The sequence below is a fragment of the Corynebacterium guaraldiae genome (genome assembly GCF_053480195.1).
Genome location: NZ_JBRBAU010000002.1, coordinates 245,836 through 265,919, shown reverse-complemented (window position 1 = coordinate 265,919; position 20,084 = coordinate 245,836). Strand labels below are relative to the sequence as shown.

21 protein-coding genes are annotated in these 20,084 nt (G+C 63.3%); all 21 read right to left on the bottom strand.

Annotated elements, in window-relative coordinates:
* Nucleotides 1–2: 2 nt before the first annotated feature.
* The 21 genes from ACUY3D_RS02875 to ACUY3D_RS02775 all read right to left on the bottom strand — a co-directional run bounded on the left by ACUY3D_RS02875 (nucleotide 3) and on the right by ACUY3D_RS02775 (nucleotide 20,074).
* On the bottom strand, nucleotides 3–860 hold the full coding sequence (locus ACUY3D_RS02875; RefSeq protein ID WP_448240320.1) for a hypothetical protein: 858 nt from the start codon (nucleotides 858–860) through the stop codon (nucleotides 3–5).
* A complete protein-coding gene (locus ACUY3D_RS02870) occupies nucleotides 857–6,565 on the bottom strand; it encodes a phage tail tape measure protein (RefSeq protein ID WP_448240319.1) in 5,709 nt (1,902 codons plus the stop codon). Before ACUY3D_RS02870 ends, ACUY3D_RS02875 begins: the two co-directional genes overlap by 4 nt.
* Nucleotides 6,566–6,586: 21 nt before the next feature.
* Nucleotides 6,587–6,784, bottom strand: coding sequence for a hypothetical protein (locus ACUY3D_RS02865; protein ID WP_448240318.1), 198 nt, complete (start codon nucleotides 6,782–6,784; stop codon nucleotides 6,587–6,589).
* A 137-nt stretch (nucleotides 6,785–6,921) separates the two neighbouring features.
* Nucleotides 6,922–7,323, bottom strand: a complete 402-nt coding sequence (locus tag ACUY3D_RS02860) for a hypothetical protein (RefSeq protein ID WP_448240317.1) — start codon at nucleotides 7,321–7,323, stop codon at nucleotides 6,922–6,924.
* A gap of 114 nt (nucleotides 7,324–7,437) precedes the next feature.
* Complete coding sequence (locus tag ACUY3D_RS02855) at nucleotides 7,438–8,343, bottom strand: Ig domain-containing protein (protein WP_448240316.1); 906 nt, start codon at nucleotides 8,341–8,343, stop codon at nucleotides 7,438–7,440.
* 63 nt (nucleotides 8,344–8,406) lie between these two features.
* A complete protein-coding gene (locus ACUY3D_RS02850) occupies nucleotides 8,407–8,811 on the bottom strand; it encodes a gp17 family tail completion protein (RefSeq protein ID WP_448240315.1) in 405 nt (134 codons plus the stop codon).
* Nucleotides 8,808–9,080, bottom strand: a complete 273-nt coding sequence (locus ACUY3D_RS02845) for a hypothetical protein (RefSeq protein WP_448240314.1) — start codon at nucleotides 9,078–9,080, stop codon at nucleotides 8,808–8,810. Before ACUY3D_RS02845 ends, ACUY3D_RS02850 begins: the two co-directional genes overlap by 4 nt.
* Nucleotides 9,061–9,423, bottom strand: a complete 363-nt coding sequence (locus ACUY3D_RS02840) for a hypothetical protein (RefSeq protein ID WP_448240313.1) — start codon at nucleotides 9,421–9,423, stop codon at nucleotides 9,061–9,063. Before ACUY3D_RS02840 ends, ACUY3D_RS02845 begins: the two co-directional genes overlap by 20 nt.
* Nucleotides 9,420–9,923, bottom strand: a complete 504-nt coding sequence (locus tag ACUY3D_RS02835; RefSeq protein WP_448240312.1) for a hypothetical protein — start codon at nucleotides 9,921–9,923, stop codon at nucleotides 9,420–9,422. Before ACUY3D_RS02835 ends, ACUY3D_RS02840 begins: the two co-directional genes overlap by 4 nt.
* 21 nt (nucleotides 9,924–9,944) lie before the next feature.
* Nucleotides 9,945–10,175 (bottom strand): hypothetical protein, encoded by a 231-nt coding sequence (locus ACUY3D_RS02830; RefSeq protein WP_448240311.1) that lies wholly within the window; start codon nucleotides 10,173–10,175, stop codon nucleotides 9,945–9,947.
* A complete protein-coding gene (locus ACUY3D_RS02825; protein ID WP_448240310.1) occupies nucleotides 10,175–11,434 on the bottom strand; it encodes a phage major capsid protein in 1,260 nt (419 codons plus the stop codon). The genes ACUY3D_RS02830 and ACUY3D_RS02825 overlap by 1 nt, the downstream gene beginning before the upstream one ends.
* The gene (locus ACUY3D_RS02820) at nucleotides 11,427–12,587 is read right to left on the bottom strand and encodes an HK97 family phage prohead protease (protein ID WP_448240309.1); all 1,161 of its coding nucleotides are present in this window, start codon (nucleotides 12,585–12,587) and stop codon (nucleotides 11,427–11,429) included. Before ACUY3D_RS02820 ends, ACUY3D_RS02825 begins: the two co-directional genes overlap by 8 nt.
* Nucleotides 12,584–12,952 (bottom strand): RapZ C-terminal domain-containing protein, encoded by a 369-nt coding sequence (locus ACUY3D_RS02815; RefSeq protein ID WP_448240308.1) that lies wholly within the window; start codon nucleotides 12,950–12,952, stop codon nucleotides 12,584–12,586. Before ACUY3D_RS02815 ends, ACUY3D_RS02820 begins: the two co-directional genes overlap by 4 nt.
* Entirely contained in the window at nucleotides 12,949–14,232 is a 1,284-nt protein-coding gene (locus ACUY3D_RS02810) for a phage portal protein (RefSeq protein ID WP_448240307.1), read from the bottom strand. Before ACUY3D_RS02810 ends, ACUY3D_RS02815 begins: the two co-directional genes overlap by 4 nt.
* A gap of 14 nt (nucleotides 14,233–14,246) precedes the next feature.
* On the bottom strand, nucleotides 14,247–15,881 hold the full coding sequence (locus tag ACUY3D_RS02805; protein ID WP_448240306.1) for a terminase large subunit domain-containing protein: 1,635 nt from the start codon (nucleotides 15,879–15,881) through the stop codon (nucleotides 14,247–14,249).
* On the bottom strand, nucleotides 15,847–16,182 hold the full coding sequence (locus tag ACUY3D_RS02800; RefSeq protein WP_448240305.1) for a terminase small subunit: 336 nt from the start codon (nucleotides 16,180–16,182) through the stop codon (nucleotides 15,847–15,849). Before ACUY3D_RS02800 ends, ACUY3D_RS02805 begins: the two co-directional genes overlap by 35 nt.
* 179 nt (nucleotides 16,183–16,361) lie before the next feature.
* Nucleotides 16,362–16,643: an HNH endonuclease gene (locus tag ACUY3D_RS02795; protein ID WP_448240304.1), complete on the bottom strand. Its 282-nt coding sequence runs from the start codon at nucleotides 16,641–16,643 to the stop codon at nucleotides 16,362–16,364.
* A gap of 78 nt (nucleotides 16,644–16,721) precedes the next feature.
* Nucleotides 16,722–17,171 carry a MerR family transcriptional regulator gene (locus ACUY3D_RS02790; protein WP_448240303.1) on the bottom strand — a complete coding sequence of 150 codons (450 nt, stop codon included), beginning with the start codon at nucleotides 17,169–17,171 and terminating at the stop codon, nucleotides 16,722–16,724.
* A gap of 177 nt (nucleotides 17,172–17,348) precedes the next feature.
* On the bottom strand, nucleotides 17,349–18,575 hold the full coding sequence (locus ACUY3D_RS02785) for an HNH endonuclease (protein ID WP_448240302.1): 1,227 nt from the start codon (nucleotides 18,573–18,575) through the stop codon (nucleotides 17,349–17,351).
* 775 nt (nucleotides 18,576–19,350) lie between these two features.
* Nucleotides 19,351–19,584, bottom strand: coding sequence for a hypothetical protein (locus ACUY3D_RS02780; RefSeq protein WP_448240301.1), 234 nt, complete (start codon nucleotides 19,582–19,584; stop codon nucleotides 19,351–19,353).
* Nucleotides 19,585–19,615: 31 nt separating this feature from the next.
* Nucleotides 19,616–20,074, bottom strand: coding sequence for a hypothetical protein (locus tag ACUY3D_RS02775; RefSeq protein ID WP_448240300.1), 459 nt, complete (start codon nucleotides 20,072–20,074; stop codon nucleotides 19,616–19,618).
* Nucleotides 20,075–20,084: the final 10 nt, after the last annotated feature.

Sequence of the window (20,084 nt, the reverse complement as noted above, 5' to 3'; positions counted from 1 at the left end):
TGTTACTCCCAGGGTGATAGGTAGCGGTGGACGATTTCGAGGGTGATGCCGCCGGTGAGCTGCCAGTCGTAGGTGCGGCCGGGCTTGAGCTCGACGCCGAGGACGCGGCCTTTGAAGGTGCTCCAGGTGGCAGAGTCGACGGTGCCGTCTTCTCGGGTGACTTGGCCGGCAAAGCCGCGGTCGAGGTTGATGTAGCGCAGTCCTGCGCTTGCATCGGCTGCGGAGGTGAGCGTGAGCGTTTGCCGGTCTGGGAACGTGATGGCGGCGTCCTGGGTGGGGTCCCATCGCAAGCGGGCGGCGGCGCGGAGGTGGCCGCCGATGGCGACCTGACCGCCGGTCTCGAAGAGTCGGATGGGGCCGAACCACGTTCCGGCTAGGGACTTCCAGGTGACTTCGCACGGGTAGGAGAAGATGCCGCGGTAGTTGTTGGGTAGCGACGTCATAGCCGTGCGGTAGATGGGTAGCCAGCGGTTGTGGGCGCCGGTGTCGGCGACGATGAAGCGTCCGGTGAGGTATGGGTTCCAGACGCTCCAGGTTGGCGGTTCAGAAGCGTGTGTGAGTGGCCAGGACTGTCGCCAGTTGCGGTCGATGTCGCGGAGGTCGAAGTCTTCGCGTCCGACGACGGTCTTTAAAGTGCCGCCGAAGGCGGGAATCTTGAGTCCCGTGGCGGTCTCGCCGTAGCGGTCGACGGTGGCGCGCGTAGTGATGTCCGGTGTGTTGTCGAAGCCGTCGGTTCCGCCTTGGAGCAGGAGCACCGCTTGGCCCTTGCGCTCTTGGGCGAAGGGCGTGGCGATGTTCCATACTTGTCCGTCTTCGCCGGGGGCGGCGTAGGTGATCTTGTAGTCTGCTTCGACTGTCACTGAATGCCTCCTCGGGTGCTGGTGCTCGGGCGGGCCCGGCGCGGCTTCTTGAGCTGGTCGAGGTCTTCGGTGTGAAGGTCGATTTGCTCTTCTGCTGCGCCGAGGCGCTGGCGGAGTGCTTCTTGGCCGTCGATGTTGATGACGACGGTGCCGCCGGAGATTTCCTTCGCGTTCTTCGCCAGAGTGGCGAGGGAAGCGTCGATGTTGGGGCTGGCGTTGTCGAGGGACGCGGCGGTGGCGCGCGGGGCGTCGTGGAGAGCGAGGGCTGCGGCGGTGAGAGGTGAGTCCTCTTCAATCCAGGGGTTGCCGGTGAAGTCTCCGGTGATGGCGCTATGTGCCAGGTTGGTGCCGGCACCGAGCCAGGCTGCGGGGCCGGAGGCGGCGAGGGCGTTGAGGTTGGCTCGCATGTTTCCTACGTCGCCGAATTTGTCGTAGACGTAGTCGTCGTGTCGTCCGGCGTTGTAGGAGCCGAGGGTGCGGGCTGCATCGAAGATGGCGCCGGCGGCGTTGTCTCCGATGTAGCGGGACATTTCGCCTATGCCGAAGTCTCCGCCTGCGTAGGCCGTAGTGACTTCGTCGAATACTGCTCCGGCGGACTCGATGGAGTTGAGCAGCGCGAGGGCGGTGCTGTCTCCGATGAGAGAACCGGTGGCGGCGTAGCCGTCGTCCTTGGAACGCCAGGCTGCGCGTGCTTCGCCGCGGGCGGCGTCGATGGTGCTCATGAACTCGGGCAGGTAGGTGATGAAGCGGTCGAAGAGCGGTGTCATCTTCGCGTCGAGTACGCGCTCCGGGCCGCCGAGGTTGATGGCCACGCCGCCGCTCTTGAGGATGCCGCCGGTGTCAAAGACTCCTGCGGCGCTTACGAGGCGGGCTGCGGCGTCCATCTGCTGCGCGTAGCGGTCTGGGAACGCGGAGACTTGCACCTTCTGCGCTGCGGCTCCGGGGTCCATGGACTGCCAGTCGAAGGAAGCGAGCTTGTCGAAGAACATGCCCGCGGAGTCGTATGGCGTCATGCGCTGCTTGACGGTGCCCCAGGCTCCGTTGTTTCGCTGCTGGAAGAGGCCGACCGAGTCGTAGTCGCTGCCGATAGCGTCGTGGCGGTACTTGAGCGATTCTGGGACTTGCTGGTTGGCGTACATCTTGAGCGGGTTGCCGGATTCGACGAGCGCGGTGGCCACGCCGATCTTCGCGGCTTTTTCGCCGAGTTTCATGTCGCGCGCCTTGCGGGCGATTTCGTAGGCGAAGAACTCAGGTCCCCAGTCGGGAACATGAGGCTGCTTGACGATCTCCGGGTCCTTGAGGGAACGCAGCTGCGGGTCCTTGTTGAGCTCGGTGGGCGTCATGGTGGTGAGCGCCTGGTCGTTGATGGTTGCCGCATGCTCGGCGGCGAGCGACGTGGAGGCGTTGCCGGTAGACGTTGTCGAGGTCTGGGACTTGCTTACTCCGAGGAGCTCGTCCATCGGAGTGAAGAGTACCTTCTTAGTCGTGGATGCGTCCTTGCCGAAGAAGCCGAAGATGGCGTCGAGGCCGATTTCGGCGACGGAGCGGTTGCCCATGGAGTCGGCCCACGTAGAAGCTGCTGCCTCGTACGGGGTTTGCGGCGTGGCCACGGCGGTCGTTGCGGTCGGCGTGGCCATCGCGTAGGTGGACGCGGTGCTTGCCGATGCCGACGTCGTGTCCCAGGTTGCCCCGGTCGAGGTGGTTCCGGTGAGGTCGCCGAGCGCGCTGGCCTTCGTATCGTTCCAGACCTTTTCCTTCATAGGCATGTAGAAAAAGGTGTCGAAGTACGAGTCCCAGGCACCGGCAGCGCCTCCGCCGTACTGGCCGTCTCCCCTAGCTCCGCCCATCTCGACGTTGACGCCGTTGGGCAGTGTGCCGGCGGTGTGGCCACCCGCGGGGCCTCCGTTGAGGAAGCCAATGCGGAGGTCACCATTACCGCCACGGCCGCGCAGGAAGTTGTGAGAAGAGAGCCAGGAGGCCTCGTTGCCGGTGGCGAACTTGCGCGGGAACGGGTTGATGTTGTTGGCGAAGGCTGCGATGGCGCTCATCGCGCCGGAGCAGTCTCCCCAGTTCGATCCGCCCCAGTCGTAGGGCGCGCCCTCAAGCGGGCGGCGGGCCTTCCAACCATGTGAGGACTGCCCCTGGACGAACTTGACGAGGTCGCCACCAGTGATGCCGCCGTCGGCGAAGGAGCGCACGTCCTGCGGTCCGAGGTCTCCGGAGTAGCTGGAATTGACGGCCTGGCCGGTCATCGGGTCGATGAGCATAAGACCGAAGCGGTCGGAGACCTCGCCGAGGATGGCCTCGGAGCGGCGACGCTTCGATGGCGCGAGCGGAATGTAGGCCTCGCCGCCTGTCTCGGGCTCGGCCCAGATACGCCAAGCGCCGCCCGGCGCGATTTGGGCGGTGTGCTTCTCGTTGCTGCCGGCGGCGTGGTGAGAGACGGAGCCGAGGGCGTTGCGGGAGAAGATGCCGCCGATGTCGAAGGAGATGGATCCGATGGAGTTGCGGATTTTCGACGGGAGGTCGGAGAGCCAGTTGCGGGCGTTTTCCCAAGCGGACTGCAGGCCGGACCAGAGTCCGTTGATGATGTCGGCGCCCTTGTCGACGAGCCAGTCCTTTGCGCCGGTGAAAACCGATTTGATTTTCCCTGGTAGCTCGGAGACCTTGGCCTTCACTTGCTCGGCGACGTTGGAGACGATGTCGCGGAAGCCGGTAAACGCGGCCTTGGCCACGCCTATCGCGGTGGAGACTCCGTCCTTAAGGAAATTCCAGGCCGTGGAGAAGATTCCAGTGACCAGTCCCCAGATACCGGAACCGAGTTCGGAGAAGCGATTTCCGATGTTGTCGAAGTTTCCGGTGAGGACGTCGGCGACGAGTCCCGCGGCGGATTTCAGGATTTCCCAGACGGGCTGGATGATTCCGGTCCAGACAGTGGAGAAGAGATTTCCCATGGTCTGGAAGGCTCCGGCGATGATCACCTGGAAGATGGGTGCGAGGAACGCAGCGAGGTTCTGTGCGCCGGTGAACAGGAACGAGAACGTGGGCTGGATGATTCCGGTCCAGACAGTGGAGATTATCTGGCCGAGAATGGAAAATGCGCCCTTGACGAGGTTGAATGCTCCGGAGAGTATTCCGCCGAGGATCTGGCCGGCGAACTGCATGGCAGACCAGACCGGGGCAATCCAGGTCTGGTAGAACTGGCCGAATCCGATGGAGAGTTCGCCCCACTTGTCCTTGACCCACTGAAAGGCCGCGATGAGACCGTCCTTTAGGACCATGGCCCCGTTGCGGATAAGCGTGAAGGTCTGGAGGATCCAGGAGGACTCATCGAGACCGAGGAGCTTGGCGATGCCGCCGGTGTCGCCGGTCTTCCAGAAGTCGAGGAAGACGGAGACGGTGTCCTTGATTCCTTCGAAGGCGTTGACTGCGGTGTCCTTGATTCCGGTGAACACGGGGGCGAAAGTTTCCTTTGCCCAGTTCAGTCCGGCTTTGAGCTTGTCGACTACCCAGTCCCAGCCGCGGCCCAGGGCGTCGGTGAAATTCGACCATATTTCGCGGCCGGTCTCGGTCTTGGTGAAGAACGCCCACAAGGCTGCGCCGATGGCGATAACGCCTGCGACTATCCAGGTAATCGGCGATGCCCACATTGCTCCGTTGAGGAGGAACTGGGCGGCGGCGGTCTCACGCAGCATCTTGACGATGCCGCCGGCTGCGGCGAGCTTCTGGGCGGCGGCATAGGCTCCCATGCCTGCAGCGAGCGCGCCAAAGGCTACGGCCATCGGGCCGAGGATAGGTGCGAGCGGGCGGATGATTCCGATGAATGCGGACGCGGTGTCCCAGGCGGCCATGAAGCCATCGGAGGCGAGCGACTGCAGGGTTCCCTTGACGGTGTTGAGTCGTCCTTGGAGGGAGCCGGAGATGTTGTCGGCGAGCTGCTGAGAGGAGCCAGCAAAGTCGGCCATGGACCCGTCGGCTCCGGAGAGGGATTCGAGGAACTGCGGGATCTGGTCGACAGAGAGGTCTTCCAAGGGCGTTCCGAAAAGTGCGATGGCCGTGTTGGCGCGCTCCGCCGGGTCCTCGATTCCGAGGATTCCCTGTGCGACTTGCTGCATGGCATCGCGGGCGGCGGGGCCGCCCTGGGCGATTTTGCTCGACATGTCTTCGGCAGACAGGCCGATGGCCTCGTAGGCGGCTACCGACGAGGACGACATGTCGCTGCCTCGGATAGTGAATTCCTTGAGTGCGTCGCCGGTCTTATCGAGTGCCCATTTGCCCTTTTCGGCCTGCTGGACGAGTAGACCAAAGGCCTCTTCTCCGGAGAATCCGAGTGCGCGGAAGTTGGTGCCGTACTCGTTGATGATCTCGGGCAGTTCGTCACGCATCTGCGCGGGAACACGCTGCATGGCCGCCGTCATGAGGTCGGCGGCGGACTCAACATCGGGGGCGAGTCCGTTGGTGATGAGCTGGCCTGCAGTCTGGGTGGCCTCGGCGATGTCGACGCCGAAGGTCTGGCTAAAAGCCATGAAGTTATCGGAGAGCTCGGCGGCGGTCTGCTCCCCTTCTGAGCCGAGATACTTCCACTGGCTTTCGAGCGCGCCGATGGCCTCGGCGGCCTGGTCGACGGAGCCAGCGACGCCAGTGCGCATGGCCGACTGGATGGACTCGCCGGTCATCTCTGCGGCTGTTCCGGTAAGGCCCAGCTGGTTGTTGACCTGGTTCATCGCTCCGGAGAACTCCATGCCGATCGAGGCGATGCCGCCGATAGTGGCCGCGCCGCCGAGCACGCTGATGGCGGATCCGGCTTTCTGCGCGAAGTCGGCGAGTCCTGAGCTCGAGGTCTCGATGTCGTCGTTGGCAGAGGCGAACTTCTGGCCTGCGAGCTCGACTTCGGTGCCGGTCTTGCTGGCGGCATCAGCAGCGTCGCGCTGCGCGGCCTCGTAGGTCTTGGTCTTGGCCTTGAGGGTGTCCGTCGCGGATTCAAGCTCTGCGCGCTTGATTTTGACCTGGCCCTCGGCCTTGGCCACCTGCTGGTTGGCGGTGGCCGCTTGCTTCTTGGCGGACTCGAGCTGCTTCTCGGCGCGCGCTGTTTCCTTCGTGTTCGCGCCGTAGCGGTCGCGGACGTTGATGAGGTTGAGCTCGGCCGCAGCGACCGCGTCGGAGCGGTCGGCCGCGCGCTGCTTCTGCTCCTCGAGCTTGAGCATGGAGGTAGACAGCTGGTCGGCTGCGGTCTGCGAGTCCGTGTGAGCCTTGGCGAGTGCGTCTTCGGCGCGTGCCAGGCTGCGAGCGGTGCCCTCACCGCCGCTGCGGACAGACTCGAGGTCGCGCTCAGTGCGGGCGAGCGTCTGCGCGGCGTCCGCCTGGCGGTTCTTGGCCGTGGTGAGCTTCTGCTCAGCTGCGGAGAGCTGCGAGGCGGTCGCGCTGCCAGAGTCGCGCAGCGATTGCAGCGCGGCCTCGGCGACCTCGACCTGGGCGGCGGCCTGGGCCTCGACCTTGCGGGCGTTGGTGAGCTTAGTGGTGGCCTGCTCGACGCGTGCGGCCTGAGAAGCCAGGCCATCGGCGAGGCTCTGGCCGGCCTGCTTGCCGCCCTTGGCGAATTCGTCAGCTGCGGCCTTGCTGCCCTTCTTTGCGGCACCGGAGGCTTCCTTAATGAGGGTTCCTACGAAGCCCTTCATCTCGGCGTTGACGGGGACCCATACGGTCATGGTTGCCTCCTTGGTGGTGCGTTAAAGAGAATCGAGGTAGTCGAGGACTTCCTCGGGGCTGTGGTTGCCGAAGCTGCCGAACGTGGTTTGCTGCGCGTTCTTGGCTTTCTCCCAGGGGAACTGCGGCATGTCTTTGAAGACGTTGTTGTTCTTTCCTGCAAGTCCGTTGGCGATGGCGGCAAGCGCCCACGTGGTGCGCCACAGGAGCGCGGACTCCACGGGGAACGGCTGGCCGTCCGTCTTATGCCAGTGCGTCGGCGCGTTGGCCGGGAGATACGTGACGAGGACACGGAGCTTGCGGAAGGTGATGTCGCCGCGCCAGTAGGCGGCGAGGACATCCCAGCCGTAGTGGGCTTCTAGTGCCGCTTCGCACGCTTCCGGGCCGCCTTGCGACGCGAGGAGCGATTCGGGCGTGAGGATTTTCCCTCTGCATCGCGTTCAATTGCGGTGTCCTGGTATGCGCGGAACGCGAGGAAGAACACGCTGGATCCGCCCTGGATGGTGTACTCAGTGCCGTCCTCTGCTGTGACCTTCGACGAGGTCGAAAGCAGGCGGTCGTACTCGTCCGGGCCGAGGTAGAACTCGGCGATGTCCGAGTCGAAGGACAGCTCGGCGAGCTCGTCCTTGTCGTCGTCCGAGAGCATGAGCGGGTCACGGAAGCTGAACTTCTTTCCGGCGAACTCGAAGGGGACGCGGTCTCCGGCGACGCCGGTGGTCTCTGCGCGCTGTGCGTAGAGCTCTTCAACATTGATAGTCATGGCTTGACTCCTTTTAAGTCTGGTTAGTGGCTTGACTCCTTGGTGCAGGTGCTTGGGAGGGGTGCAGGCGAGTCAAGCCAGGAGATGTCTCCTGCACCCCACCCCAGGGGTCTGCTACACGACGTTGAGAGTGAACTCTCGGGACGCAGACAGCGACTTCCCGTCAGTGACCTTGATGGTGAACGTGAATTCGCCGGTGGTCTCTGCGGTGCCGGTGATGGCACCCGTCGCGCCGTCGAGCTTCACACCAGTCGGCAGAGCGCCAGCGGCGACGGAGTACGTGTACGGCTCGGTGCCGCCGGTTGCGGCGACGGTCTCGGAGACCGTCGTGGAGGACGAGCCAAGGTCGGCGGCGGTGGTGAACGACAGCGGGGTTACACCGTCGGTCGTGGACGAGGAGGCAGTGTCGGTGCCGTTGGCCCAGTCCGAGTTGAACTGCCAGTGCGCGGTCTTTCCGCGCGCGCCATCGACGGACTCGTAGTCCTCGCCTGCCGGGAAGGTGTTGTAGGTGACCTCGAGGCCGAACATCTCGTCCTTCTTGAAGACCATGGAGCCGCGCTCGGTGATCTTCGCGTCGAGCAGGGTCAGGCGCATGGCCTTATCACCGTCGACAACGTCGAGGGAGAGCCACTCGTGCGGGAAGTTCGGCAGCGCGCCCTCATAGAAAGAGAAGTTGTCCTTCTCGTCCTCCCTGATGTCGGAGACCGGGACGCCGAGGAAGGCCGCGATGTTCTCGATGGTGGTCTCCCAGAGCGTGAACTTGATCGCCTTGACGGCCTTGGTGATGTCCGTGCGGATGGCGTTGACTTCCTGCCACGGGATGTATTCCTGCTTGTCCTCGTCGAAGCTGATTTCCAGGCCATCGGGTGCGAGGTAGCCGTAGTTCTTGTGCTTGGTGGTGTCGTACTTCGTGCCCATCGGCACGGGGGCCTCGCCGAGAGCAGCGTGGCGTACGGCGCCGGTCATACCGACGCGGGCAGCGGAGGCGTTAAAGCCTTCAAGGGTGTTCTGCTGTGCCATGTAATTACTCCATTCATGGAAGAACCCCGCGGCCGTGTGGCAGCGGGGTTAAGCGGTTGATTGTTAGTTGGGCGTGGCGCCGACGTCGACCGTCGTGCCCAGCACGCGAATGTGATGGTTGATGTCTTCACGGGTGGCGAAGCGCGGGCAGTTCACCCAGCGGACTCCTAACCCGTCCTGGTACGGCAGCTGGTGCAGCGCGGCGCGCACGTCGGCTGCGATAAGCGTTGCCTGTGCGCGGGACTCGGCGATGATTTCCACGTCCAGAGCGAGGAGCTCGCCGACGACAATGCCGTCCTCGCCTCCCCAGGGAGTGACCTCGTCTCCGGGAAGGACGTCGATAACCACGGCGGGCAAGTTCTCCGCTAGGTCTTCGGCGCGCGGGAGCCGGTCGGCGACCCACATGTCCTCGCCGAGGATGGCGGAGACCTGCTCGATGGCCACCTTGAGAATGTCGAGGTCTTTCATCGGCGGATCGTCCTTCCTGCCCGGCGCGCGATGCGTCCTGCGGTGCGGGCGTCTTTGTCGGAGACGGTGCCAGTGACGTTGTAGGCGGCGCGGCCTGTGGGGGTTGCGTGGGGTTCAACTTTTACGGTGGCGTCGATTCCTGCTTTGGTGAGGTCGCGGCGGGCTCGGTTGGCGATTTTGGTGGCGCGTTCTTGGACTTTGGCGTCGACTTTGGGGTCGGCCATGACTTGCATGAAGATTGCGTCGGTATCAATGTCGATTTGCGCCATTGATTTCCTCCAGTGCGAATTCGGTGTGTGGAAGGACGGAGCGCCAGTGCTCGGCCTTGGCTACTGCCCACATGTTGGAACCAGGTGGCCAGTTGTTGACGCGGATGAGGTCGCCGCTTTTGAGTTCCTCGATGAGGTGCGGTGGTTGGGTGAATCCGTTCCAGCGGGCGGTGATGAGTTGCGAGGTGGTGCTGTTTTGCTCGTCGCTGCCGGCGGGTTGGATGGAGACTGGGGTGTCAATGGGGATTTCCGTCGGATTGTTCCAATCTTCGTCCCAGCCGCCGTAGTCGCCGCGTTTGCGGCCGGGGCGGATGATGGTGATGCTCTCGGTGAAGATGGTCATGGCAGCGGCCCCAGTTTGTAGGCGTCGAGGGTGCGCCACTCTGTGGATTGCAGGGTGGGCGCGGTCGTGCCTCCGAGGGAGATGCCACCGACGGTCATGGAGCCGTGTGGATTGGCGGCTCGTACTGCCATGGCCTGGGCGATGGCGGAGAGTTCGGCGGGTTCCTTGTCGTAGCCGTGATTGACGGTGGCTACGAGGCGGCGGGCGCGGCGGAAGCGGCCGCTGCTGTCGTCGACTTCGATGATTCCGGTGGACTCGACGAAGTAGTCGTCGTCTGGGATTTCGTTTCCGTCGATGGTGACCTTGAGGACTTCGTTGATGAGCAGTGTGGGGAGGAATGCGATGAGCGTTTCGCCGTCGTGGATGAGCGTTTCGACGCGGGTGTCTGCGGTGAGGTCTTCTTCCTTGGCGGGCCAGATGTTCCAGCCTGCGAGGATCTTGATCTGTGCGCGGGCGGCGTCGATGAGGGTTTCCGGTGGCGCGGCGTTGGGAGTGGTCATGGTGTCCTCCTTGTCGCGGCGTTAATTGGTGGTCTTTGCCTTGGACGTGCTCGTGGTCGCCTCACCTGTGTCGTCGGTCTGCTCCTGGTTTTCGACGTCGGGCGTGCCCGGCGCGTCGGTAGGCGCCGCGGTGGGCGTGGAGTCGTCGACGAGGACGGCGTTCGGGTACTTCGCTGCGCTCTCTTCGGTGAGGAGCAGGGTGTACTCGGTGCCGCGGACGGTGACCTTGTAGAGCTTGCGGTGGTCAGTCATTAGCCCTCCACTGTGGTGCCGGTGAGGGTGACCTTGACGAAGGCTGCGGGGATCGGGACCATCAGGCCGAGGCGCTCTTCGGCGCGCATGGTCACGAGGTTGTTCTCGAAGTCCTTGTCGTTGGTGTCGGTGAGGTCGACGCGGACACCGCCCTTGCGCAGGACGATGGAGCCCTGCTTGAATGCGCCGGTGAGTCCGGTGCCGGCGGCGATGGCGTCGGTGGTGACGACGCGCTTGCCCCAGAAGCGGGGTTCCTCGATGATGTTGCCGTTGCCGTACTGGCCGGTGAACGGGCCTCCTGCGAGGTACTGGCCGTTTTTATCCTTGCTAAGGCGAAGGATTTCCCAGTCGAGGTCGTTGAGGACGAAGGCGTCGGCCTTGTACGGCGAGAGGCGACGGACCTTGCTGGCTGCCTTGTAGAGCTCGTCTGCCCAGACTTCCTGGGAAGCGGCGGTGTGTGTCTGGATACCGTCGCGGTTGAGCAGGCCGGTGATGTCGGAGCCGGAGCCGGAGCCCTGGAGGAGGTCGTTCTCTTCCTTGAGGGAGAGGTCGTAGAGGAGCTGGTTGTTGATCCAATCGGTGACGAAGGGCGCGTCCTCGACCATCTCGTCGGAGAGCTTGGTCAGCGCGGCGACCTTGGTCAGGGACTCGGTGACTACGTCGAAGTCCTCGTAGCGGACGTAGGGCTTGGCGGTGCCCTCGGCGACGCTGCCGACTGCGCCCTCAGCGATACGCTTGGACTTTTCGACGAGGTACTTGATGGTCGGCAGGGTGACGTTTGCCGAGCCCATGATGTCGGCCATCACCAGCTCCTGGCGGCGCTGGTTAACGATGGTGCGGTCGTAGAAGGTGAGGAAGCCACCGGTCTGGGAGGCCGTTCCGGTGACCTTCATGGGATCGGAGGCGGCCTTGGCGCCGTCGAACTCGGTGGACGAGAAGGTGATGCGCTCGCCGGAGGCGCGCTTGGCGAGGATGTCGCGGGCGAGGGCCTGCTTGACGAAGTGCTCGCCGAGGGACTTGGCTCGGGCTTCGTTGGCGGCCTTGCGGTCGTCATCGGCCTGGCCGAGTTCCTCGAGGCGCGCGCTGGCTGCGTTGGCGTCCTTGACGAAGTTGATTTCGGCGTCGAGCTTATCGACTTCGGCGATGAGTCCCTTGAACTCGTCAAGCTGGTCGGCGGACATGTTGGAGTGCTCGGCGCGGAAGGCCTTTGCTGCGGCGTATGCGTCGTCTCGACGCTTGAGGAGGGTGGTGCTAGTCATTGGTGTTTTCCTTTCCAAGGAGGTCGAGGTGTGCGGTGAGCATGTCGAGCTCACCTTTGGTGGGGGTCGGGTCGATGGTGGAGGGTTCGGGGTCGTTGCTCTGCTTCTCCTGGCCGACGAGCAGAGCCTCAAGGACTCGGGTGTCCTTGATGCCCTCGGAGAAGTGAGCGAATACCTTCGTCATGGCCTCGCTGAACGCGTCCACGGCTTTTCGAAGTGCTTGTGCTTGGGACTCGTCGAGTCCCTTGACGTCAAGGATTTCGGTTTCCTCGTTGGCTCCGAGCGGCACGACGGAGACCTCGTGCAGCTTGAGCCGGTGGAGTTCGAAGACGTACTCTCCGTCTCGTTCGGCTTCCTTGGCGTCCAGGACGTCGTAGGCAAACGACATCTGGTAGATGCGCTTTTCCTTGACGAGCTTGTAGACCTGCGCGGCCTTGGGATTGTCGAGGTCGAATTCGGCGACGATCTTGAGTCCGTGTTCGTCCTCGACGGCTTCGGTGACCTTGCCGATGTTGGAGAACGGGTCGGAGAACTGGTGGCCGTAGAGCAGCGGGATAGGCCGACCGGAGTCTGCCCATTCCTTGAGGGATTCGGTGAAGGCTCCGGGCATGACGACGTCGCCGTAGCGGTCGATGTTGCCGAAGACGCTGGCGTAGGCGGTCATCGTGCCTTCTCCGAGTCCTGCGTCCTCGCCAGCCTTGAACTGGACGTCGATGCGCTTCTTCTGCATGGAGCCACCTCCTTTCTGTGGAATTTCGGGCGGGTTCTCGTACCAGGCCCGGATCGTGTCTTCGGTGTGGGCGGGTCTGCCCTCGCGGATGGCGCGGGCGAGGCATTCGTTGATACCGGGGTCCAGGAGATGGAACTCGGCTTGCACTCCGGCGAATCGCGCGATGAGCGAGTCCGAGGGGCGGGCGTGGATTATCCAGATGTCCGGGGGCTGGCTTTCCGGGTCGAGGACCCAGCCCAGGAGGCCGCGGCGAGCGGCCATCGTGGTGTCGAGGACAGGCTGGGGAATCTCGTGGGCGGTGTCGGCTCCGGCGAAGGTGCTGGCGACCTTGTCGAAGTCCCAGCGCGGGGTGCCCGGCGCGGCGTTCTGCTCGACGAAGGTGGATTTTCCGGAGCAGGGCGGGCCCATGACGACGTGAATCATGGCGTGCCTCCTAAGTCACGGTGTGCGATGTTGAGGTCGGTGCGAGCGTGGCCGAGGTTGTCCTCGAGGACGCGGGCGATGGTCTCGATGACTGCGACGGAGCGGTGGTATCCGGCGCTGCAGAAGGCGGCGATAGTTGCGGTTCCTGCGAGCTGGTCGATTCGGTGTGCGGCGTGGGCGGCGGTTTCGATGAGCGCCGGTGCCGCGGGAGTCGAGTTGATGACGAGGGCGCGCGTTTCGGGGTGGATGCCGGGGAGGTCTTGGACTATCGGTGATGGGTCGAAGAGTTGCCGGCAGTCGATGTAGATGTCGGCGCCTTCGGGCGGTGGTCCGTTGTTGACGCCTAGCGAGATGAGGTTGATCATGATTCCTCCTCGGGCGGGTCGTCGTCGGCGACGGTGTCCTGGTCGTTGTTGTTGCTGGTGGATGTGCCGAGGTTGAGCGGGCGCAGGAGCTCGTCGCCGCCTTCGACCTTGGGGAGGTTCTGCTGGGCGCGTGCTTCGTTAACGGTCATGAAGGGGCCGCCTACTGCGGTGGCGGTGACGGACGCTCGCTCTTCGAAGCTGGCGCGGAGCTTCTCGTCGAGGTTGAACTCGACATAGACCTTTTCCAGCTCTACTCCGATGGTGGTAGCCATTGCAGGCAGAATGAACTCGTTGATGAGTTCCTCGAAGAGCTTGAAGATGGGGCCGAGTGCCTCACCGTAGAGGCTCTTGCGGAATTCGCGGACGTTGCTGTAGTTCGCGTTATCAAGCAAGCCGACCATCGTGGGCGGGATGTGATAAATCGAAGCGACGGTTTGCAGCGAGAGCTTGGAGACTTCGACTATCTTCTCGTCTTCCGCGCTGAGGTGGAATGCCTCGAACTTCATGCCGTCCTCGAGGATGGGCACGCCGCCGGCCCCGGTTCCGCGGCCCGCGTACTGCGCTCGCCAGGAGCGCTTGAAGCGCTGGCGGGCCTTCTGGTCCCATTCGGCTCCCTGCGGACGGGTGATAACGCCGCCGAGGCGTGGCCCGTTCTTCCAAAGCTGTGCGCGGTAGGCCGCGGACTCGAGCTGTTCGCGAAGAATGTCACGCAGCGCCTCGATGGGCGTCATCCCGTACTTCGTGGTGAGCGGGCTGTAGCCGTGGTAGCGAATGACACGTTCTCCGGGGACTTCCAGCGGGGTGCCATGCTTGTCGTCACGGATCCAGATGGATTTGAGTCGCCAGGGCGTGTCCCAGAAGTAGTTCATCACCCAGGTCGGCGGGATACGACGCAGCTCAGGCGGGCCGTCTGGCGACTCGTGGACGATGAAGATGAATTCGTCGTAGATGCACAGATCATGCACGGCTCCGGCGATGAGCGCAGACATCGTCTCGTCGCGGTTAGCGCGGCGGCACAGGAGCGCGACGTTCGAGTCGCGGTCGCGGATTCGCGAGTTGTCCGGTTCGCGGATGTAGGAGTGCAAGCTCACGCTCGAGACCTGGCGCGCGATGAAGTCGATGACGGTGCGCAGGTGCGGCTGTTCGGCCCAGAGCTGCTCCGCTGGCATGCGCGTTACCTCGGAGGCGTACGTCGTGAGCATACGAGTGTCGAGGTAGTCGTAGTCCGTCGATTTCCCGAAGTCGGCGCGGTTCAGGCCTAGCAGGTCGCGAAGTCCCATGCGGTGCCTCCTTCTTAGACGATGAGCAGGTCGTCATCGTCGATTTCTTCGACGTCTTCCTCGAGAAGTTCGTCGTTGTCGTCAGGGTCGTAATCGTCTGCCGCGTAGGCGGAGACGAAGGGCTTTTCTTCTTCGATTCGCGTGGCCATCCACCAGGCGATGTTTGCGGCGACTGTCGGTGAGGCGTCGGTCGCGGAGTTCACGCGGTCCCAGATGGAGATGTCGCCGCGTTTGCGGTCGATTGCGCCCTCGACGGAGACGTCGAGGACAGGCTGGGAGCGGTGGCGAATGCCGCCGTTCTCGACCTCGTCGAGGAAACCGAGGACGGAGGCCGACATGTTCGTGCCTTGCCACTCTTCGATCTCAATACCGATGTCGCGCAGGAGCGGTGCCAGGGTGGCCGAGGCCGAACCTTTGACCTGCATGCCGACGGACTTGGTGAACCACGGCGCATCGAAGCGCTGTGCGAACCAGCCAGGCACCCAGCGGAACCCGGCGCGGCTGGCCACGATTTCGATGTGCCAGAGTCCGTCGTCGCGGCGGGAGCAGATTGCGATGTGTGCGGCCTTGCCTTCGTTGGTGACGTCGACGGCACAGAACACCTCGGCGCCCGGCGCGCGGTGCGAGTCTGGGTCTGCGAGTGCTTTCCAGATTCTTTGGGGGATGCGTCCGGGTTGGGTGGTGTTCGGCCATTGACAGAGGCTCTCTGCTTTGAATCCGGCTTCGTTGCCGGCTGCGAGGGCGTCGAGGGCTTCCTGCATGACCGATTCGGCGGTGATGTTGGAGTATCCCATCGACGGGTTGGCCTGTGCTTGGGCGTCGGGGTCGAGGATGTCGGCGTCGGGGGCTGCGGAGTACGAGAAGAAGGCGGTGAGCGTGTCGTCGCGGCCGTCGTGTGCGCGGTTGAGTTCCGAGTCGCGGAGCGAGCGGAGGACGACCGAGCGAGCGTCTCCGGCGTTTGAGAAGCCCCAGGCCTGCGAGTGCGGTCGGTTGCGGCTGGTGGGGACGATGCCGTTCCAGGCTTCCCAATCGAGGTGTTCGCGGAGCTCGTCCAGGAGCGCGAGGTCGACTGACTTGGAGCGGCCGCCCTTGCGGCTGGTGACGGCGAGCGACCAGATGGGCATCTTCTGGGCGACGTCGAGGACTTCGGGGACGGGTGCAGCGGCGAGCTTCATGGCGGTCTTGCCGTTGGCTCGGGCGCGCCATGCGCCGTTGTACTTGTCGTCTTCTTCGTCGGCTCGCGGGTTGTCTGGGAGCCATGCTCGGAGGATGGGGTTCCAGGCGGCGATGAGGAACGCCTCGTCGAGGGTCTCGTCTGCGTCGCCGAGCGACTGCGCGGCTGAGAGGACGTGTGCGGCGCCGTACTGGAAGAGTCGCCAGAGGCCGAGTACGACCATGAGGAGCGTCTTGCCATTCTGGCGGGCGACCTCGATGATGACGCGCTTGAAGCGGAACTCGCCGCTGGGTCGCAGCTCGAGGCCGTGGATGAGGCACCATTTCTGCCAGGGGTAGAGCGTGATTCCGAGGAGCGCGGCAAACTCGATGACCTCGAAGCCCTTGGTGGTCTCCGGTGTGAGTTCGCGTAGCGGTGGCGTGAAGAAGCGCGGTTCGGTTTTACCCTTCCGTTCCGGTTCGCTTCTTGTAGTCATTCATGAGCTCCATCACGGTCTTTCGGGCCTTGGCACCGGGTCCCGAGCCGCCGCTGTTGGACTCGATTTCCGTCGGGAACAGTCCGAGCGGCTTCATGACGTTGATTAGGTGCGGTGAGAGGTACAAAGCCTTCGTCGCGGTCTCGGTGTCGGTGTCGATGGCCTCGTCGATGTTGTAGGCGATGAGTCGGGCGATGGTGATCGCCGCTCCGAACTGCTTCGGAGGTTCCTCCGGCAGCTCGTCGATGGAGGCGACCAGAGCGGCCTCCAGCTCGCCGATATGGCGGTTGTTTTCGGTCATGCGAGGTTCACCTCCGGTTAGTTAAGTCAGGCTCTCTATCGCGACCGGCGATAGGGGGAGGTCGCGCGGGGAGAGAGGACAGCTCACCCGCCGACACCCGGCCGTGAAAATTCTGCTCGTGATTTTGACCGCCCTCCCCCAGGCTGGGTCAGGACGGTCATGAGTGGGCGGAAGGCGGGCTACCAGACCTCGGATAGGCTTCCAAGGCTCGGCATCGGCATTCCGTCCTTACGCGAGCGATTGCACGAGCTATGCGAAGGACGAAGATTTGACTTGTCCTCGGCGAGCTCCGGGTGCGTCGACTGCGGATAAAAGTGGTCAGGCTCGAAGGAATTCGAGGTCTGCGGCGCCGCGTCGTAGTCGATGGGCTGGCCGCATATCCAGCACGCGAGGTTTGCCTGCCGACACTCCTCGCGGAACGTTCGCTTGAGCTCTTTCGCGTACCTCGAATCAAAGCCCATCGCGGTTACCTCCAAGCGGAAATGACAAAGGACCCAGACGAAATGACTTCATCTAGGCCCAGCGGGTACAAGCGTAGCTTAGACCAACTGGTGGCCCAGAAATGAATCCGAGCGGCCCGGCGCGAGTTCCAGCACGTCAGCCAGGCGAATCAACCGGCGGCCATCGGGCGCTAACTCCGATGGAATCATGCCGTCCTTGACCCATCGTTGTACCTGCGAGCGTGAGACCGAGCGGCCGAGCCATCGCGCCCACTGGACTATCTCGCGGGCCGTGCCGACCTCGATGGGTGTCGGGTCGTTGAGTGCCGGGCCTGGCGAGACTACGTCGGACACGACGAGTGCCTGGGCGACGAGCTCCTCGGCACACGTTTGTCCCCACGGCTTCGACGTCAGCATGGCCAGTCGTGCGCGCAGCCACGAGGTGCGACCGACGAGCCCAGCCTCGGCAGGCACGCTGCCTGCGTCCGGGTCTTCGCTTGCGAGCTGGCCACACCAGAAGCCGACCAGCTTCTCGGTCTCGAGCTTCAAGTCCAGGATGGAGATCGACACCGGCGGCTTCGACCCACGACGTGCCGGCGGCTTGCCAGCGTTCTCACCACTGCTCGGCGAGCGTGGCTCGAGCAGCGCGTCGAGTCCCGGCGCATCACGAGCCAGCATGACCAGTCCACGGTCTAGCTCATTGAGTAACAGTTCATCAAGCATTACTTATCCTCTACCTCCACGTTTTCCTCTTCGTTTCCGTTTTCCGGATCGCTTTGCCGACCCTGGCCGACCCGACCCTGGCCGACCCGACCCTGGCCGACCCGACCCGTCCCTACCCGACCCGACGTTCCTAGCCTCGTCACCCGAGCGTCCTGGATCGCGACCCAGGTTTTCTGGCGGTGCGGCACCGGTGTCGGGCGCTCCGGTCTCCCAGCGTGCGCCATCGTGGGCGCTTCTGTTCGTGTCTGCTGCCTTCTTCGGTGCCTGGTGCTCACAGTCGTTGTCCTTCGAGAGCGCTCCGGTCTCCCAGCGTGCGCCGTCATGGGCGCTTCTGTTCGTGTCTGCTGCAGTCTCCGGCGTTGGCTGGTCGCGGTGAGTGTCATGGTCGGCTGGCGCTCCGGTCTCCCAGCGTGCGCCATTGTGGGCGCTTCTGTTCATGTCTGCTGCCCCGGCCATGATCTCTGCCATGCGTTCGGGTGATGCGTTGACCCATTCGGGTTCCTCATCGTTGTCGGCGGGTTCGGGCGCTCCGGTCTCCCAGCGTGCGCCATTGTGGGCGCTTCTGTTCGTGTCTGCTGCCTTCTTCGCTTCTTCGATGGGGAGCATGGGTTCGGTCAGGTTGATGTGGATGCCGTTGTCTCGGCACCATGCGTCGCTGTTTACAAAGTCGACTGTTTGTTGTCCGTATATCGGCCTTTCGGGTGCTGGGATGAGATTGAGTTCTTCTCCGTTGCCGCGCTTGGAATTGCAGGACTTGCACGAGACCACGAGGGAGTCGACGGACGAGTCCTTATGGTGTGTGAGCGAGTCGTAGGTCGCGGCGCGGTAGCCGCTGCGGTTCTTCCATGAGACGGACTTTCCGCACCATCGGCAGGAGTCGCCGTCGCGGACTCTCACCTGTGCGAGGAGGCCGGGCGTGCGCTTGTCTTTTGCGCGGTTGCGGTCCTGCTCGATTTCTTCCTTGCGGCGGATGTGGAGGAATTCCTCGTCGTCCAGTTGCAAGGATATGACGGTTCGTCCATTGAGTTCTTTTTCCGTGGCCACGCCGGTCTTTTTAAGTAGCTCGAGCACCAGGCGCTCGCGGCCCGGCGCGATTTGGGCGAGGAGTCCGAGTTCGATGATTCCGTTGGTGAGGTGGGCTGCGGAGACGGCGGCCATCTGGACGAGGACGCCGAAGGCTTCGTTCTTCTGCGCGTGGTCCAGCTTTGTCGATGCGAGGAGCTTGGACATGTTGGGGTGCGTGGAGACGTTGTCGCCTATTCGCAGCCAGGGCATTGTCGCCTCCGTGTCGTTGTTGGTCAGATGTGGTCGTGGGTGGTGCCGGCGGTGGTCTCGTGCGACGGTGGGTCATGCTGCTTGCTCCTTTGCGCTGGTGGCTTCCTTGATTCGGCGGTCGATTCCGCGGGGCGATACTCCGAGAGCTCGTGAGAGTCTGTCGACGGCGCAGTCGTGGGTGATTCCCCAGGAGCGCATGAAGTTGTATTCGTCGAGTGTGTATTCGCACTCTTCGACGTGTCGAAGGTGAACTCTGCGGTTGGCGCAGTCTCGGCAGAGTGGAGAGCGATGTCCCCTCTTTGCCTTCCCGCAGTCGGCGCAGTGGTTCACTTTCTTCTTCGGTCGTTCCTTGGCATAGCAGTCGCGGCAGAGGTTTGAAGAGCGGCGGATCGGGGTTCCACAGCGTGGGCAATTGGCTTGCTTATTCCACATCGCGGAGCACCGCCCGGTCTGGGATGAAATGGACGGTGTTGGCGGACTTTCTGCTTTTACTAGGCGTTTCGTTAAGCCAATCCACGAGAAGCCGTACGTTGCTTTCTTTAAATTCCACGATTCTTTCTCCTTAGTATCGAATAGCACTTCTTACACAGGCCCTCTCCCATGTGTTTTGCTCCACCAGCCCGGCGCGCCGAGAGCGTGGAATGTTGCGGGACGAGGGCGCGTCCGCAGCCGTTGCAGTGGGACTGGTATTCCTTGACAGACCAGATTCGGACGTCGCTGTAGCGGCCGGCTACGACTCCGTCGACGGACTTGCCTTCGCGCTCGTATTCGGCGAGTCGTTCTTCGCATTCGGCGAGTGCTGGGCAGCGGTGGCAGAGAATGCGGGCGGCGCGGTGGCGGCGTTCGATGCTCGCTTGGTCTTCTCTTTCTCGTCGTCCTTCCCATACGTCCGGAGGGTTGCCGGGAACTCCTGGGCGGTTTTCTCGCCGTTGGCAGGTTCCTTGCCCTTCGGCGAGGAGGCCATGGTCTTTCATGCTTGGTTTTCTCGTTTCGTTCTACGCAGCCTTCGAGATCAGCGCTTTCAGTTGGTCGCGGGTTTGCCGCGTCATCGCGACCTTCTCGCCGAAGATTTCGACCTGGACGCGGTCGTAGAACGCGGTCGATACGTTGCTTTCAGAAGGGTTCCAGAGGATGGTCCAGCGGCCGGCGATCATCGCCATATCAAAGTTGCTGTACTCGCTCGTCTCGCCAACCGCTTCCCAAGTGTTGGCGTCGACCTTTTGGAAGGCGTTGCCCGCGGTATTGCGGACAATCGAGTCGATGGGTAGCTCGATGAAGTCTTTCATGAATAACGCGAACGGTCGTCCGGTGGGAATGCTGTCGAGTTCGGCGGCGATGCGGCACATGCGGATCGCTTCGGTGAGTTCGTTTGGAGCGAGGTCTGCGATGTTCGCGATGAGCTCCGGGATGGATGACTGCTCGGTGTCGATCCGAACTTGGAAGTTGACTGCCATTGTTTCCTCC